We start from the raw sequence: 14,484 nt of genomic DNA, 5'->3' as shown, positions 1-14,484 counted from the left end.
GGGAATGACAGACTATAGCCCGTGAGCCCGGCGCGGATCTACGGCGGCCTGACAGCCGAACAGCGCGAGGCCGGGCGCCGGGCGCGCCTGATCGACACGGCGATCGAGCTGATGGGTACCCGAGGCGCCGCCGACACCACGGTGACCGCCGTGTGCGCCACCTCGGGGGTCACGTCGCGCTACTTCTACCAGCACTTCGCGGACCGCGACGCGCTGCTGCGCGCCGTCGCCGAGCAACTCCGCACCACCATCCAAGAGGCCATCCTCAAGGCCATCCCCGAAAGCAGCTCCGCGCCAGACGCGTTGGCGCAAGCCCCGATTCGCGCGCTGCTGACCATGATGGGCGACGATCCCCGGCTGGGCCGGATTCTGTTCGTGGAATCCGGCACCGAACCCACCTTGCGCCAACTGCGCAGCGAGCTGATGGCCAGCTTCGCCGACCTCGTGTGGCAGCAGGCCCGGCTGCACCTGGACATCTCCGAGTCGGCGGCCAAGGTCGGCCGACTCGCCGCCATCGTGGGCGTCGGCGGCGTGTTCGAGGTGTTGCGCCGCTGGGCCGACGGCGAACTCGACTACACCCCAGATCAACTCGTCGAGCACTGCGCCGGGCTGCTGGGCAGCCTCGCCGCCTACGTCCTGGCAGACGGCGGAGACCAATAGCGTCGGTATCCTGGGCAGGTCATGGTGTACCTCGACCACGCCGCCACCACCCCGATGCATCCCGCTGCCATCGAGGCGATGACGGCCGTGCTGGCCACCGTGGGTAACGCCTCGTCGCTGCACACCGCCGGCCGCGCCGCGCGGCGCCGGATGGAGGAGTCTCGCGAGCTGATCGCCGACCGGCTTGGCGCGCGCCCGTCCGAAGTCATCTTCACCGCCGGCGGCACCGAGAGCGACAACCTGGCGATCAAGGGCATCTACTGGGCGCGCCGCGACGCCGAGCCACGCCACCGTCGCATCGTGAGCACCGCGGTCGAACACCACGCCGTGCTGGACGCGATCAACTGGCTCGCCGAACACGAAGGCGCCGAGGTGACCTGGCTGCCGGCCGCCGCCGATGGCTCGGTGTCGCCGGCCGCCCTGCGCGACGTGTTGGAGAACCACGACGACGTCGCGCTGGTCTCGGTGATGTGGGCCAACAACGAGGTCGGCACAATCATGCCGGTCAGCGAACTCGCCGCTATCGCAGCTGAATTCGACGTACCGATGCACAGCGATGCCGTTCAGGCGGTGGGTCAGCTGCCGGTCGGATTCGGGGCCAGCGGGCTGTCCGCGATGAGCGTGGCCGCGCACAAGTTCGGCGGCCCACCGGCAGTTGGGGCGTTGCTGCTGCGCCGCGACGTCAGCTGCGTGCCGCTGTCGCACGGCGGCGGGCAGGAACGCGATATTCGTTCCGGCACACCGGATGTCGCAGGCGCGGTCGGCATGGCTGCGGCCGCACAGATCGCGGTGGACGGGCTGGAGGCCAACAGCGCGCGGCTGCGGGTCCTGCGCGACCGGCTGATCGACGGGGTGCTGACCGGGATCGACGACGTGCGGCTCAATGGGCCTCGAGAGGCGAGGCTACCGGGCAACGCGCACTTCACCTTTGCCGGCTGCGAGGGTGACGCACTGCTGATGTTGTTGGACGCCAACGGAATCGAATGCTCGACCGGTTCGGCCTGCACGGCAGGGGTAGCGCAGCCGTCGCATGTTCTTCTCGCGATGGGCGCCGATGCGGCCAGTGCCCGCGGATCGTTGCGATTGTCGTTGGGGCACACCAGTATTGACGAAGACGTCGACGCGGCGCTGCGGGTGCTGCCGGGCGCGGTCGCCCGGGCCCGGCAGGCCGCGCTGGCTGCGGCGGGGGTATCGCGATGAAGGTGCTGGCCGCGATGAGCGGCGGTGTCGACTCGTCGGTGGCTGCCGCCCGGATGGTCGACGCCGGGCACGACGTGGTCGGTGTGCACCTGGCGCTGTCGAGCGCGCCGGGCACGCTGCGCACGGGATCGCGGGGCTGCTGTTCCAAGGAGGACGCTGCCGACGCTCGCCGGGTCGCCGACGTGCTCGGAATCCCGTTCTACGTCTGGGATTTCGCCGAGCGGTTCAAAGAGGACGTGATCGACGACTTCGTGTCGTCCTACGCCCGGGGAGAAACCCCCAACCCGTGCGTGCGCTGCAACGAGCGGATCAAGTTCTCGGCGTTGGCGGCCCGCGCGCTCGCCCTGGGCTTCGACACCGTGGCCACCGGGCATTACGCCCGGCTGGCCGACGGGCGGCTGCGCCGCGCCGTCGACCGCGACAAGGACCAGTCCTATGTGCTGGCGGTGCTGACCGCCGAGCAGCTGCGCCATGCCGCCTTCCCGATCGGCGACACCCCTAAGCCGCAGATCCGCGCCGAGGCCGCCCGTCGCGGCCTGGCGGTGGCGGAAAAGCCTGACAGCCACGACATTTGCTTCATCCCGTCCGGCGACACCCGCGCTTTTCTGGGTAGCCGCATCGGGGTCCGTCGCGGCACCGTGGTCGACGCGCACGGGACGGTGCTCGCGGAGCATGACGGCGTGCACGGTTTCACGATCGGACAGCGCAAGGGACTGGGCATTGCCGGTCCCGGCCCGGACGGCCGTCCGCGCTATGTCACCGCAATCGACGCCGACAGCGGCACGGTGCGAGTCGGCGCCGCAGCCGACCTGGACGTGTGGACGCTCACCGGGCAGAAGCCCGTCTTCACCGCGGGCAGTGCACCCTCGGGGCCCGTCGAGTGCGCGGTCCAGGTGCGCGCCCACGGCGAAACCGTCGATGCCGTAGCCGAATTGGCTGGCGACGAGCTGCTGGTGCGGTTGCGCACTCCACTGCGCGGCGTGGCCCCCGGCCAGACGCTGGTGCTGTATCGCCCCGACGCCGACGGCGACGAGGTGATCGCCAGCGCCACGATCGCTCAATCTCGCCCAACGTGAAGCCATTGCGAAATTCCGGCCGGATTTTCGCAACCATTTCACGTTCGGCGGCTACGGGATGTTCGCAGCGATGTTCGTGATCACGATGTCGGACACCGACTCCGGGAAGCCGCAGAACGTGACCTCCAGCAACACCACCGACTTGAGCCGGTAATCGCGCCCGCAGCCTCCGGGGCGGGTGTGCAACGACTGGGCGTCGGCATGCCAGTCGCCGATGTAGACGAATCCGTCCGATGTGGTCGCGCAGCTCTCGACCGTTGACACCAGGACGTCGAAGGCGTGTTTGGCGGCGTCGGTATCGCGATAGGCGGCCGCGCCCTCGGAGATCAGCCCGCCCTGCGGCGGGTATTGGAAGGTGGTCTTGTGGAAGTCCTCGACGTCGGGTCCGAACGTGGCGGTGTCGGCGTAGATGAACCGGCATTGCGGCGGCGCCGTCGCAGCGAGCGCGTCGAGGTCTACCGGCGCATTGCCGTCCATCGACGGGATGATCGTCAGGTGCTCGCCGCCGCCGGTAATCGCCTGCATGCGGCCCTGATCGAGCAGGATCTGGTCGACGTCGACGGGCGACGCGCTGAGCGTCCCGGGAAACGCCGGCACCGCCACGCCGCCGACCACCCGGGTGCAGGCCACACTCAGCAACACCGAGCACCACACCAGCAGCGGCGGCATCCGCATTCTTCGAGGCTAATCGCGGACCCGTACGGTTGGCCGGTGACTGCTTTCGCGACGGCCAGCGGGATCGGATCGTGGCCCGGCACCACGGCGCGGCAGGCCGCGGAGGTCGTGGTCGGCGAATTGGCCGGCGCGCTGGCCCATATCGTCGAGCTGCCCGGCAGGGGAGTGGGCGCCGACACGATAGGGCGCGCCGGGGCACTGCTGATCGACGTCGCGATCGACACCGTGCCGCGCGGTTACCGCGTCGCGGCGCGTCCCGGCGCCGTGACGCGCCGAGCGGTCAGCCTGCTCGACGAGGACGTCGACGCGCTGGAAGAGGCCTGGGAGACGGCGGGCCTGCGGGGCAGCGGCCGTCCCGTCAAAGTGCAAGCGCCCGGACCCGTGACCCTGGCCGCCGAGCTGGAGCTGAGCAACGGCCACCGCGCCATCACCGACGCCGGCGCGATCCGCGACCTGGCCGCGTCGCTGGCCGAAGGGGTGGCCGCCCACCGGGCGACGGTCGCGCGGCGGCTCGACACACCGGTCGTCGTGCAGTTCGACGAACCGTCGATGCCGGCGGCGCTGGCCGGACGGCTGACCGGGGTGACGGCACTGACCCCGGTGCACCCGATCGACGAGACGCTGGCCATCACGCTGCTCGACGGCTGTGTGGCCGCCGCCGGCGCCGACGTCCTGGTGCACAGTTGCGCGCCGGGCCTGCCGTGGAAGGTGTTGCAGCGCAGCAAGATTCACGCGGTGTCGGTGGACGTGACGGCACTGCAGGCCGCCGATCTGGACGGCGTCGCGGAGTTCGTCGACTCCGGCCGCACCGTCGTGCTGGGCGCGGTGGCCGCCACCGCGCCGGCCCGCCGGCCGTCGGCGGAGGAAGTCGCCAAGGCTGCCGTCGCGGTGATCGACCGGCTCGGGTTTTCCCGCGCGGCGCTGCGCGACCGGATCGGCATCACCCCCGCGTGCGGCCTGGCCGGGGCGACACCCGAATGGGCCCGCACCGCCATCGACCTGACCCGCAAGGCCGCCGAGGCGCTCGCGGACGATCCCGACGCGATCTGAAGCGCAACCAATAGGTTGCGCATCAGCCAAGACCATGGTCTACTGAAACGCAACCAGGAGGTTGCATATGAGTACGGATCGAATCGAGAAGCAGGTACTGCTGCGCGCGCCGCTGGACCGGGTGTGGCGGGCGATCAGCAACGCGGACGAATTCGGGCAATGGTTCGGCGTCGGTTTCGACGGGCCGTTCGCCGCCGGCACGTCGGTCACCGGGACGATCACCCCGACGACCGTCGACGACGAGGTCGCCAAACTTCAACAGCCGCACGCCGGGAACACAAGCACCTGGCAGATCGTCGCGGTGGAACCGCGGAAAAGGTTCGCCTACCGCTGGCATCCGTGCGCCGGCGAACCGGACACCGACCACGAGCCGACCACGCTAGTCGAGTTCACCCTGGACGAGACGCCCGACGGCGTGCTGCTCACCATCGTCGAATCCGGCTTCGACGCCCTGCCCGCCGCGCGGCGCTCGACCGCGTTCGAGTCCAACGCCAAGGGCTGGGCACACCAGGTCGAGCTGGTGCGCAAGTATTTGGCGCTGGAGCAGCGCGTGTGACGGCACCGCTCTTTTGCGCCTTGGGCGACCCGAACCGGCTGCGCATCGTCGTCAAGCTCTGTGACGGCGGGCCCAGCTCGACTTCCCAAGTGACGCAAGCAGTTCCGGTCACCCGTCAGGCTGCCACCAAACACTTGGAACAGCTGGAGGCGGCCGGGTTGGTCACCAGCAGTCGTCGCGGCCGCGAGCGCATCTGGGCATTGCAGACCCAGCCGCTGGCGCAGGCCAGCGACTACCTCGCGCAGCTGTCGCGCCGTTGGGATGCCGCGATCGACCGGTTACGGAACTATGTCGAGGACTGAGCTTCGATAGCCTGCGAGTGTGAGCGCAGCAGAGGTTGACTCGGTCCCGCCGGAGGTCCGCCGGCAATGGCGGGAGCTGGCCGACGAGGTGCGCGAGCACCAGTTCCGCTACTACGTGCGCGACGCGCCGATCATCTCCGACGCCGAGTTCGACGAGCTGTTGCGCCGCCTGGAAGCCCTCGAGGACGAGCATCCGGAGCTGCGGACGCCTGATTCACCCACCCAGCTGGTCGGCGGCGCCGGCTTTGCCACCGATTTCATGCCGGCCGAGCACCTGGAGCGGATGCTGTCGCTGGACAACGTGTTCAGCGCCGAAGAGTTCGACGCGTGGGCGGCCCGGGTGCGCGCCGAGGTGGGCGACGACGCCCACTACCTGTGCGAGCTGAAAATCGACGGCGTCGCACTGTCGCTGGTATATCGCGATGGCCGTCTGACCCGGGCGGCCACCCGGGGCGATGGCCGCACCGGCGAGGACGTCACACTCAACGCCCGCACCATCGACGACGTCCCCGAGCGCCTGAAAGCCAACAATGACTACCCGGTGCCCGCCGTGCTCGAAGTGCGCGGCGAGGTCTTCTTCCGGCTGGCCGACTTCGAGGCGCTCAACGCCGCGCTGGTCGAGGACGGCAAGACACCGTTCGCCAACCCGCGCAACAGCGCGGCGGGATCGCTGCGGCAGAAGGACCCCGCGGTGACCGCCCGCCGCAAGCTGCGGATGATCTGCCACGGTCTGGGACACGCCGAAGGCTTCCGGCCGGCCAGCCTGCACGACGCCTACCTCGCGCTGAAAGCCTGGGGCCTGCCGGTTTCCGAGCACACCACCCGGGTGGACGGAGCGGCCGGCGTGCACGAGCGCATCGCCTACTGGGGCGAGCACCGCCACGACGTCGACCACGAAATCGACGGTGTAGTGGTCAAAGTCGACGAAGTGTCATTGCAGCGCCGGCTCGGCTCGACGTCGCGGGCGCCGCGCTGGGCCATCGCCTACAAGTACCCGCCTGAGGAGGCGCAGACCAAGCTGCTCGACATCCGGGTGAACGTCGGGCGCACCGGGCGGGTCACCCCGTTCGCCTACATGACACCGGTGAAAGTCGCCGGGTCGACGGTCGGGTTGGCGACGCTGCACAACGCCTCGGAAGTCAAACGCAAGGGCGTCCTCATCGGCGACACCGTGGTGATCCGCAAGGCCGGCGACGTGATTCCCGAAGTGCTGGGGCCGGTCGTCGACCTGCGCGACGGGTCGGAACGCGAATTCGTCATGCCCACAACGTGTCCCGAGTGCGGCACCACGCTGGCGCCCGCCAAGGAGGGCGACGCCGACATCCGCTGCGCCAACTCGCGGTCGTGTCCGGCGCAGCTGCGGGAGCGGGTGTTTCACGTCGCGAGCCGCGGCGCGCTGGACATCGAGGGGCTGGGTTACGAGGCGGGCATCGCGCTGCTGAAGGCGAAAGTCATTGCCGACGAAGGTGATCTGTTCACGCTGACGGAGGACGATCTGCTCCAAACGGACCTATTCAAAACCAAAGCCGGCACGCTGTCGGCCAACGGCAAGCGGCTGCTGGCCAACCTCGACAAGGCCAAGCAGCAGCCGCTGTGGCGGGTGCTGGTGGCACTGTCCATCCGGCACGTCGGGCCCACGGCCGCCCGCGCCCTGGCCACCGAATTCGGCAGCCTGGACGCCATCACGTCGGCGTCCACCGGGCAGCTGGCCGCCGTCGAGGGAGTGGGGCCGACCATCGCCGACGCGGTCAAAGAGTGGTTCACCGTCGACTGGCATCGCGCGATCGTCGACAAGTGGCGTGCCGCCGGGGTGCGGATGGCCGACGAGCGCGACACCAGCGTGCCCCGCACGCTGGAGGGGCTGTCGATCGTGGTGACCGGGTCGCTGGTCGGCTTCTCCCGCGACGACGCCAAGGAGGCCATCGTCGCGCGGGGCGGCAAGGCCGCCGGCTCGGTGTCGAAGAAAACCGCCTACGTGGTCGCCGGGGATTCGCCCGGATCCAAATACGACAAGGCCGTCGAACTCGGCGTGCCGATCCTCGACGAGGACGGTTTTCGCCGATTGCTGGACAACGGGCCCGCCGGGATTTCGGGCACGGCCGAATAGCCTGCCGAATTCGCGTCATCTGGCCCGTCGGCGTCTGGTTAGACTTTCGGGGTTCACCGGCTCTGCGGTGCCGGCGCCGCCCGCCAAGCGGTGTTCGCCGCCTATTTCTGCGGGAGGAGTGCAGTGACGAATTCGTCGGGCGCGGGGCGCAACTACGGCGGTCCCAACCCGATCGGGGGACCCGCACCGGCCCCGCCCACCGGCTGGACGCCGCCCGCGCCGCCGCAGCCGCCGGGCCAGTGGCAGGCACCGCCGGCCCAGCAGCCGCCACCGCCGCCACCGCCCGGCTGGGGACCTGTCGGCGCGCCGGAATGGGGTCCGCAGTTCCCGGTCCAACCGCGCGCCGGGCGTCGTCACCGCAAGGCGCTGCTGGTGACGGTCGGCGCCGGGGTGGCGGTGATCGTGGTGATCGGCATCGTCGGGGCATTCACGTTGTTCGGCGGGGGCGGCGGAAGCGGCGCGGGCAGTCCGAGTGCGGCGGTCAAGGGCTACCTGGAAGCGCTGGCGCGCGGCGACGCGGAGGCGGCGCTGTCCGCGGGTGCCGACCAGCCCGCCTCCAAGGAGCTTCTGAGCGACGACATCCTCAAAAAGCAAACCGAGAAGATGCCGATCTCCAACGTCCGCATCCTCGGCGACAATGCCAGCGACGCGTCCGGCACGGGCCAGGTCCACGTGACGGTGAGTTTCGGCGACCAGAGCTCCGATGCCACATTGGCGGTCAAAAAGGCCGACGGCGGTTGGAAACTCGACGCCAGTGCGGTACGGCTGGACTTCACCCGCTTCACCGCCACCAATCAGGCGATGGAGACGCTCACCGCGTTCGGTAAGCCGATCGGCAAATCGGTGGCCTACGTATTTCCCGGTTGGATCGACTGGGGTTCGAGCAACAAGAACATCGCCGTGAAGGCCAAGCCGGTGTTGCTCGAATCGCTGGCGTCCGCCGCCTCGGCCGCGATCCTTCCCACGCTCTCGGTCAGCGATGCGGGCCGTGCGGATATCGTCGCCGCAGTCAAACAGCGACTCGACACCTGCGCGCAATCGAAATCCCTGATGCCCGAACAATGCCCGCAGAAGATGTTCCAGCCCGGCATCGTCGACGGAACGGTGAACTGGCAAGCGCCCGACGCCAACAACGCCGAAATCCGTTTCGTGCCGATGAAGATGACGGCGCTCGTCACCATGCAGACCACCTTCGGGTTTACGGCTCAAACAAGGGATGGCTCGAGCGTGACGGGTACCGCGCCCGCCATTCTCATCGGCGAGGCCGATCTTTCGCAAAGTCCACCGACGATCAATTGGCACTGACCATGACAACCGAACATATTCGACTTCAGCCCAACCGCCAGGACATGGACAACGCCTACCGCGTTGTCAACGCGATCACCCAAGTGTTCTCCAGCAAGGTTGTCGGACAAGAGAATCTGCGCGAGTCATTGCTGATCGGGTTGCTGACCGGAGGCCACATCCTGCTGGAAAGTGTTCCGGGACTGGCGAAGACGACGGCGGCCCGGGTGGTCGCCGATTCAATCTCCGGTGGATTCCAGCGCATCCAGTGCACTCCGGACCTGCTGCCCAGCGACATCATCGGCACGCAGATCTATGACTCGTCGACCAATTCGTTCACCACCCAACTGGGGCCGGTGCACACCAACATCGTGTTGCTCGACGAGATCAACCGCTCCAGTGCCAAGACGCAAAGCGCGATGCTGGAAGCCATGGAGGAGCGCCAGACCACGATCGCCGGCCAGCTCTACCCGATACCGGACCCGTTCGTGGTGATCGCGACCCAGAACCCCGTCGACCAGGAAGGCACCTATCCACTCTCGGAGGCGCAGACCGACCGGTTCATGCTCAAAGAGGTGCTGCGCTACCCGATGCCGCAGGAGGAAGCCGAGGTCATCTTCCGCATCGACGCCGGTGTGTACGACCGTGATCGAAAGCCGCGCCCGGTGGTCGGTCTCGACGACATCCGGCGCCTGCAGCAGGTGGTGCGCAACGTGCACATGGACCAGGTCCTGGTGCACTACGCAAGCCAGTTAGTGCACGCGACTCGCAACGCCGAGCAGTTCCTGCCGCCGCATCTGGCCAAACTGGTGGAGTACGGCGCCAGTCCCCGTGCCACCATTGCGTTTTGCCGTGCGGCGCGGGCACTGGCGGTGCTGAGCGGTCGCAACCACGTCATTCCCGACGACATCCACAAGCTGGCCTACCGGGTGCTGCGCCACCGGCTGATCCTGGGATTCGAAGCGGTCCGGGCCAAGGTCACCCCGGAGATCGTGATCGACGCTGTGCTGGCTTCGGTTCGAGTTCCCTGACGCCGATGGGCAAGCACCTCAACCGGGCGCGCCTGTATTTCGGCACCGATACCCGAGGCCTGCTCGAGGGCGGACGGTACGCCCTTCTGCACACCCGCAGCCTCGAACTCGACGACCTTCGGCCGTACGTCGCCGGCGACGACGTGCGCGACATCGACTGGAAAGCATCGGCGCGGGCCGGGACGGTGTTGATCAAACGCTATGTCTCCGAGCGACATCACAAGATCCTGCTAGTCGCCGACGCCGGACGGAACATGTCGGCGCTGGCACCGAACGGCGAAATCAAACGCGACATCGCCGCCAACGTGATGGGCGCGATCGGCCTGATCGCGATGGGTCGCAGCGACGAAATCGGCATGGTGTACGGCGACTCGCGCGGCTGCGCCAACATCCGCAACCGGCGCGGCGAGACGCACATCGAAAGCATGCTCGAGCTCTACTACAGCAGCGCCACGACAGATCCGGGGCCCAGCGATATCGTCAGCCAGCTGGAATATGTGACCCGCGCCCACCGTCGGCGGCTGCTGCTGGTCGTCGTCTCCGACGAACCAGATGTGAGCGCACGCCTCGACGAGGTGCTCAACCAGCTCGTCGGGCGCCACGAGCTGATCTGGCTGATGATCACCGATCTGCCGGCCGTCGGCTCGGATGAGGGCGAGCAGGACGGATTCGACGTGTCCACAGGCAAATTCGTGCTCAATGGCGCTACGCTGGGGCCCCGCGTCGTCGCCGCCTACCAAGCCGCCGAGCAGCGGCGTGCCGTGCAGCTTGACCAGTTCCTCACGTCGCATCACGTCCGCTTCGCGAAGATCGGCGACAGCGCCGAGATCCGTCCGCGCATCGTCGAGATGGCCGAGGCGTACCGCAATGCCGGCTGACGACCTGCTGCGATACGTGAGCGGTCCGCTGCCGTTCTCGCCGTGGTGGCTGTGGGCCGCCGTGTGTCTCATTGTTGCCGTAATAGCGTGGCTTACAGGTGTTTTCGTGTGGACCATGCCGCCGGCCCGACTGCGCGCCATGCCGGTGATCGGCGGCCTGCACGGGCGGCTACTACGATGGCGTTTCGCGCGCTCGGTGGCCAGGATCTGCGGCCAGCACCGCAGTGGCGCCATTTCCGCGCGGCAGGCCGCTGCCGCGATCAGCCGCACGTTGCGCAGCTTTCTGTTCCTGGCGACCGGAACCCGGGCGCAGTACCTGCATGTCGGCGACATCGCGTCCGGTGACCTGGCTTCGGCCGGCCCGCTGTTCGAGGCGCTGGGCGACATTCAGTTCAACGCCGAAAGCCGCGTCGACGTCGGTGCGGTCGGCCGATCCACCGAGGAGCTCATCCGGTCATGGAGCTGAGGTGGTGGCCGCTGATCGCCGTGGGCATTGCTTGCCTTGCGGGCTGTATCGCCGCGGCGGCGTTGCTGCCGATGCCCAAGGTCCACCGTCAGCTGCGGCCGCTGGCGCATGTCGACCGCCTCACCCGGCTGCCCGAGTATGCGCGCGTGTACCGGATCTATTTCCTGTCCATGGTGATCACCGGCGCGCTACTGCTGGCGACCTTTGCCACGGCCCTGGTCGCCAGCGCCCGGCCCATGGGAATGTCATCGGTGACAAAGGAATTCGAGGTGCAGCATCCCGATGACATCATGCTGTGCGTCGGAGAACCCGTCACCGACCCCACCACCGCCAACTTCCTCGGCTACTACGCCCAGCAAGCCAAGTCCTATGGCACCCAACGCATCGGGCTGACGTCGACAAGTCTGCGGGTGGTTCCGTTGACTCGCGACCACGGATATGCGGCCGAGCGGTTCGAGCACTTCGCCAAGCTCGCCCGTACCCAGCAAGACCTGGCCGCCAACAAAGCGGTACCCGAGGGTGACCGCCGCGCACTACAGTCCGGGATCGAGGAATTCAGCCAGCGGGTCAGCTACATCGACTATGCGACCAGCCTCGAAGACAACCTTGCCTTGTGCCTGACCGGGTTTCCGTCGTTCGACACCAAGAGCACCCATCGGCGATCGCTGGTCTACATCGGCTACAGCGCGCCGCGGCCGCCGAACGAGACGCGGCCCGCCCTGTTCACCCAGCAGGCGGTGGCGAAGATGGCGGCGGACGCCGGTGTGCAGATCAACGCGATCTCACGTTCCGATGTCGCGCAGAGCTCACCGCAAGCCAACGACACTTTGCGTTCGATCGCCGAATCGAGCGGCGGAAAGTTCTTCCTGTACAACCCATCCGGGGTCACGTCGAGCGATTCCGGGGCCGACGCGACGCTGACCCGCATCCTCGACCAGGTTCGCGACAACCCGCCGCAGGCGACGCTTCCCAACGGCAAAGTGGTCTCGATCGAGTCGTTTGACTCGCCGCGGTTGGCGCTGATTGCCGCGTTGGCGTTCGCCGCCCTGCTGGGGCTGTCACTGGCGGTGCTGCGGCGATGACGTTCAATCCGGTCTTTGCGCCTGCGGTTCTCGTGGTGATCGCAGTCGCGCTGATCGCGGTGCGGATGGTGGCGCTGTATCGGGTGCTGGTCCGCACCGGCAGCGGCCGCTACCGGCGGGTCGTGTTGCGCTGGTGCGGTTTGACGCTGGCCGTGCTGCTGTTGGTGTTCGCGGCGGCGCGGCCGGGCATCGACCTGGCCGGCGGCTCGGCCGACCAACCCAACCGCACCGCCGCGGCCGACCCGAATCTGAATGTGTACTTCGTGGTGGATCGTTCGGTGAATTCGCGGGTGGAGGATTACGGCGACCACCAATCGCGAATGAGCGGAATCCGTTCCGACATCGACGCGCTGATCGGCGAATACCACCGGGCACGGTTCGCGGTCATCTCGTTCGCATCGAAAGCGACGCTGGATTGGCCGCTCTCCGACGACGCCTGGAGCCTGCGATCGATGGTGCATGGTCTGTCGTCGTACACGGTCGCTCCACCCGACGCGATGTATCAGGCCGACCCGGCTGCGGCCAGGAGCATCCTAAGCGAACAACTCGAGTCCGCCGCTGACCTGTTTCCGGGCTCGAAGAGCCTGGTGTTCTATTTCGGTGCGGGCGACGGCGGTTCGCGCGTCTCACGCGCCTCGTTCGATCCGCCCCACGACGCGATCGCCGGCGGCGCGGTGCTGGGCTATGGCACCGTCGCCGGTGGCCCGATCCCGCAGGGCTGGGTGAACGCCACGTTGGTCTACCAAACCGATCCGGCGACCGGCACCGAGCTGGCCTCGACGCTGGACGAGCAGAAACTCAAGGACGTCGCCGGCGAGCTGAAAGTGCCGTATTTCCATCGCGATAGCGGCCAGGGCATCGCCGCCGTGCTGCCAGCGGTGGATCCGCCCGGGGTGTCCTCCGAGGATGCCGGCTCGCTGCGGGCCTCCAAGCTGATCGAGCGCCGCGAGCTGTACTGGGTGTTCACCGCGTTGTCGACGGTGCTGCTGCTGGCCGAGATCGTGTTGACCATCCGCGAGTTCCGGCTCAATCGCATGGCGCGTCAGGACGTGTCGCGATGATGCTGCGCAAGGCACCGAATTTCGCGATCCGTTCTCGGGTGCAAGGCGCATTGGCGCGGTTGCGCTCGGGGCCGTCGCGGATCCGGTTGCGGTGGCGGCTGTTCCTGTTCTCCCTGCCGGTGGTCGTCGTGTTGTTGCTGGCGGCGGCCAAGATGATCAGCGTTGCGGTGGTGAGCGATTCGGCGATCAGCGATTTCGCCGCGCACGACATCGCCGCGCTGCGCGACGACGTCTCCGCGCTGCGCGACGACGTCTCCGCGCTGAAATCCTTCGACATCTTCGAGCCGGCCAAGACATCGTTCGCCGATGGGGATCTGGCGGTTCTGGAGGGCCGACTCGACGACGCCAGTGCTGCGTTCCGGGAGTCGTTGGCGCACACCGGTTTTACGCAGTCCTGTCCGGCGCGGGTCAACCTCGAGCTGGTCATCGAGACACTGGGCGATCTCGCCGCCCGCTCCGGCAACGTACAGGTGGCCGAGCAGCGGTACAACAGCGCGATCACCGTGGTCAAGGAGGCCCCGCAGGGCTGTTTCGCGGGAAACAGCGACCCGGATGCGGATCGTCGCCGCATTCGCCACGAGGCGCTGCCGCGGCTGCAGCAGAAGCTGGACAAACTGCACAAGCCACCGCCGTCGTCTAGCCAGCCGGAGTCACCGCCGTCGGATTCGTCGGCCGGCCAGGGTGGTGGCTCGGGCGGTGACGGAGGTGGGTCTGGCGGCGGCTCGGGTTCGCCACCGCCGCCGGGCGAGGGCAACCCGCCACCTCCGGACCAGGGTCCGGGGTCGCCGCCTCCGCCGTCGGGCCAGGACCCCGGATCGCCGCCGCCGCAAGGAGGTTCGGGTGCACCTCCCGCAGGATCCGGCGGTCAAGCGCCCCCGGGCGGTGAGGGACCGGCCGGCGAAGGCGATGCCCTCAACCCGGTCAGCCCCGACCGACTGCCCAGCGTCGGCAGTCCCAGTGCCGCCCCGCGGTTGGGCACCGGCAGCGGCGACCCCTTGGACCGGTTGCGAACCTTGCTGGACAGCTCGAACGCCTACGGCGAGAGCAGCGAATAGC

At 68.2% G+C, this 14,484-nt stretch carries 15 protein-coding genes; 14 read left to right on the top strand and 1 reads right to left on the bottom strand.

The window, feature by feature from the left end; all coding sequences use genetic code 11:
• Window positions 1-21 precede the first annotated feature (21 nt).
• The 3 genes from G6N47_RS24380 to mnmA are packed head-to-tail and all read left to right on the top strand — an operon-like array spanning window position 22 to window position 2,936.
• Window positions 22-660 (top strand): TetR/AcrR family transcriptional regulator, encoded by a 639-nt coding sequence (locus G6N47_RS24380; protein WP_169717226.1) that lies wholly within the window; start codon window positions 22-24, stop codon window positions 658-660.
• A gap of 21 nt (window positions 661-681) precedes the next feature.
• Complete coding sequence (locus tag G6N47_RS24375) at window positions 682-1,860, top strand: cysteine desulfurase family protein (protein ID WP_083129590.1); 1,179 nt, start codon at window positions 682-684, stop codon at window positions 1,858-1,860.
• Complete coding sequence (mnmA, locus tag G6N47_RS24370) at window positions 1,857-2,936, top strand: tRNA 2-thiouridine(34) synthase MnmA (RefSeq protein WP_083129589.1); 1,080 nt, start codon at window positions 1,857-1,859, stop codon at window positions 2,934-2,936. Before G6N47_RS24375 ends, mnmA begins: the two co-directional genes overlap by 4 nt.
• 51 nt (window positions 2,937-2,987) lie before the next feature.
• Here mnmA and G6N47_RS24365 read toward each other — a convergent pair whose 3' ends face one another.
• Window positions 2,988-3,611 carry a sensor domain-containing protein gene (locus G6N47_RS24365; RefSeq protein WP_139799279.1) on the bottom strand — a complete coding sequence of 208 codons (624 nt, stop codon included), beginning with the start codon at window positions 3,609-3,611 and terminating at the stop codon, window positions 2,988-2,990.
• Between the two features lie 36 nt (window positions 3,612-3,647).
• On the opposite strand from G6N47_RS24365, the gene G6N47_RS24360 reads away from it, so the two are divergent.
• The 11 genes from G6N47_RS24360 to G6N47_RS24310 all read left to right on the top strand — a co-directional run bounded on the left by G6N47_RS24360 (window position 3,648) and on the right by G6N47_RS24310 (window position 14,483).
• Window positions 3,648-4,661, top strand: a complete 1,014-nt coding sequence (locus G6N47_RS24360) for a uroporphyrinogen decarboxylase/cobalamine-independent methonine synthase family protein (RefSeq protein WP_083129588.1) — start codon at window positions 3,648-3,650, stop codon at window positions 4,659-4,661.
• 67 nt (window positions 4,662-4,728) lie between these two features.
• Complete coding sequence (locus G6N47_RS24355; protein ID WP_083129587.1) at window positions 4,729-5,217, top strand: SRPBCC family protein; 489 nt, start codon at window positions 4,729-4,731, stop codon at window positions 5,215-5,217.
• Window positions 5,214-5,519 carry an ArsR/SmtB family transcription factor gene (locus tag G6N47_RS24350; protein WP_139799278.1) on the top strand — a complete coding sequence of 102 codons (306 nt, stop codon included), beginning with the start codon at window positions 5,214-5,216 and terminating at the stop codon, window positions 5,517-5,519. The genes G6N47_RS24355 and G6N47_RS24350 overlap by 4 nt, the downstream gene beginning before the upstream one ends.
• Window positions 5,520-5,538: 19 nt before the next feature.
• Complete coding sequence (gene ligA / locus G6N47_RS24345; RefSeq protein ID WP_083129586.1) at window positions 5,539-7,626, top strand: NAD-dependent DNA ligase LigA; 2,088 nt, start codon at window positions 5,539-5,541, stop codon at window positions 7,624-7,626.
• A gap of 123 nt (window positions 7,627-7,749) precedes the next feature.
• A complete protein-coding gene (locus G6N47_RS24340; protein WP_083129585.1) occupies window positions 7,750-8,931 on the top strand; it encodes an Rv0361 family membrane protein in 1,182 nt (393 codons plus the stop codon).
• Between the two features lie 2 nt (window positions 8,932-8,933).
• Window positions 8,934-9,941, top strand: a complete 1,008-nt coding sequence (locus G6N47_RS24335) for an AAA family ATPase (RefSeq protein ID WP_083129584.1) — start codon at window positions 8,934-8,936, stop codon at window positions 9,939-9,941.
• A 5-nt stretch (window positions 9,942-9,946) separates the two neighbouring features.
• Window positions 9,947-10,819, top strand: coding sequence for a DUF58 domain-containing protein (locus G6N47_RS24330; RefSeq protein ID WP_083129583.1), 873 nt, complete (start codon window positions 9,947-9,949; stop codon window positions 10,817-10,819).
• Window positions 10,809-11,285, top strand: coding sequence for a hypothetical protein (locus tag G6N47_RS24325; RefSeq protein WP_083129582.1), 477 nt, complete (start codon window positions 10,809-10,811; stop codon window positions 11,283-11,285). Before G6N47_RS24330 ends, G6N47_RS24325 begins: the two co-directional genes overlap by 11 nt.
• Window positions 11,276-12,367, top strand: coding sequence for a vWA domain-containing protein (locus tag G6N47_RS24320; protein ID WP_083129581.1), 1,092 nt, complete (start codon window positions 11,276-11,278; stop codon window positions 12,365-12,367). The genes G6N47_RS24325 and G6N47_RS24320 overlap by 10 nt, the downstream gene beginning before the upstream one ends.
• The gene (locus tag G6N47_RS24315; RefSeq protein ID WP_083129580.1) at window positions 12,364-13,428 is read left to right on the top strand and encodes a vWA domain-containing protein; all 1,065 of its coding nucleotides are present in this window, start codon (window positions 12,364-12,366) and stop codon (window positions 13,426-13,428) included. Before G6N47_RS24320 ends, G6N47_RS24315 begins: the two co-directional genes overlap by 4 nt.
• Window positions 13,425-14,483, top strand: coding sequence for a hypothetical protein (locus G6N47_RS24310; RefSeq protein ID WP_139799277.1), 1,059 nt, complete (start codon window positions 13,425-13,427; stop codon window positions 14,481-14,483). The genes G6N47_RS24315 and G6N47_RS24310 overlap by 4 nt, the downstream gene beginning before the upstream one ends.
• Window position 14,484 lies beyond the last annotated feature (1 nt).

Source organism: Mycobacterium branderi, from assembly GCF_010728725.1.
In the GTDB taxonomy this organism is placed as follows: domain Bacteria; phylum Actinomycetota; class Actinomycetes; order Mycobacteriales; family Mycobacteriaceae; genus Mycobacterium; species Mycobacterium branderi.
This window is presented reverse-complemented; position numbering and strand designations above follow the sequence as displayed.

Bases quoted from the DNA above. Each gene is read 5' to 3' on its own strand.
- G6N47_RS24335 (WP_083129584.1), top strand. From the start codon at position 8,934: ATGACAACCGAACATATTCGACTTCAGCCCAACCGCCAGGACATGGAC.
- mnmA (WP_083129589.1), top strand. From the start codon at position 1,857: ATGAAGGTGCTGGCCGCGATGAGCGGCGGTGTCGACTCGTCGGTGGCT.
- G6N47_RS24310 (WP_139799277.1), top strand. From the start codon at position 13,425: ATGATGCTGCGCAAGGCACCGAATTTCGCGATCCGTTCTCGGGTGCAA.
- G6N47_RS24325 (WP_083129582.1), top strand. From the start codon at position 10,809: ATGCCGGCTGACGACCTGCTGCGATACGTGAGCGGTCCGCTGCCGTTC.
- G6N47_RS24315 (WP_083129580.1), top strand. From the start codon at position 12,364: ATGACGTTCAATCCGGTCTTTGCGCCTGCGGTTCTCGTGGTGATCGCA.
- G6N47_RS24355 (WP_083129587.1), top strand. From the start codon at position 4,729: ATGAGTACGGATCGAATCGAGAAGCAGGTACTGCTGCGCGCGCCGCTG.
- G6N47_RS24320 (WP_083129581.1), top strand. From the start codon at position 11,276: ATGGAGCTGAGGTGGTGGCCGCTGATCGCCGTGGGCATTGCTTGCCTT.
- G6N47_RS24365 (WP_139799279.1), bottom strand. From the start codon at position 3,611: ATGCGGATGCCGCCGCTGCTGGTGTGGTGCTCGGTGTTGCTGAGTGTG.
- G6N47_RS24330 (WP_083129583.1), top strand. From the start codon at position 9,947: ATGGGCAAGCACCTCAACCGGGCGCGCCTGTATTTCGGCACCGATACC.
- G6N47_RS24375 (WP_083129590.1), top strand. From the start codon at position 682: ATGGTGTACCTCGACCACGCCGCCACCACCCCGATGCATCCCGCTGCC.